This is a genomic window from Prevotella conceptionensis 9403948 (genome assembly GCF_000312305.1).
GTDB classification, from domain to species: Bacteria; Bacteroidota; Bacteroidia; order Bacteroidales; family Bacteroidaceae; genus Prevotella; species Prevotella conceptionensis.
This window is the reverse complement of the sequence record NZ_HE999490.1, coordinates 1-1,039: the sequence shown is the minus strand read 5'-3', so window position 1 is coordinate 1,039 and position 1,039 is coordinate 1. Positions and strand designations below refer to the sequence as shown.

General features: G+C 51.8%; 1 protein-coding gene and 1 pseudogene. Both read left to right on the top strand.

Annotated elements, in window-relative coordinates:
- Nucleotides 1–378 (top strand): annotated as a pseudogene (locus tag BN93_RS15870) (hypothetical protein); the annotation flags it as partial.
- Nucleotides 379–407: 29 nt separating this feature from the next.
- Nucleotides 408–1,039: ParA family protein (locus BN93_RS15865; protein ID WP_019189260.1), on the top strand; the 632-nt coding region annotated here is incomplete at its 3' end.

The following is a 1,039-nucleotide window of genomic DNA, read 5'->3' as shown; positions in this document are numbered from 1 at the left end:
GAGTTGCCCATCGAAGAAGAGCAACAGGAACAGACGCCTGGAACGGGAATGTCGGAAGAGACCTCTACGTCCATCCCCGAAGAGGAAGAGGATTATGTATTGGTGGAAGTCCAAGGTGAAAGCCGCTCTCTTTCGGAAAGCATCACCGTGGAAGAGCTGCAACAAATGGGTAATGTCCTCTCCTGCAAGAATACTCCGATAGAGGAAGCCTCGAAAGCCGCTGAAACCATCTATAAGATACACGACTCCCCGATGTTCCAAGCGATTAAGAAAGCAGCCGGAGAACGTGTCCGCGAGCTGCTGGAGCGCGTTGCCGAAGAAGCTCCGAAAGAAGTTCAGTCAGGCAACTTCGATTACAAACGATTTATCAAGACATAGTATTCACCCACTCAAAGAAAAGAGAAAATATGAGTAAACCCATTTATCTCGCCATCGCTTCCCCAAAGGGAGGTGTCGGCAAAACCTCGCTTACGGTACTTGCCGCAAGCATTCTGCATTACCAAAGAGGATGCGATGTCGCCGTCGTGGATTGCAACCATCCCATCTATACCATCGCCCGTCTGCGGCAGCAAGAGTCGGAAGAACAGAATCATCAAAGGCTGATGCACCTGAAACATCGGACAGCCTATGCCCCTTATCCGATTATCTGCACTCCGGTGCGGGAAGCCCTGAGGCAAGTGGAGCAACACTGTGTGGACAGCCATCTTCGATGCATTCTTTTCGACCTCCCCCCATTGATGCGTACCGAAGGGACGGTGGAGTTGCTTTCAGCAATGGATGCCGTCGTCTTTCCCGTTACGGGCAGTCCGATGGATATGGAAGCCGTCCGCCATTTCCTAGACATATTGGGAGAGCAGATACTGACGATGGGCAAGGGCAATATCAGAGAACTTTACCTGCTTCGCAATATGATAGAGGCTTGGGAACGTGAAGATGCCGACGAACGCTGTCGCACCCTTTCCGATGAAACGGGAGCCCTCTTGATGCAGACCTCATTGAGCCACTCCCGTTTGTATCGTCCGCTGCTTTCCGAACGCAG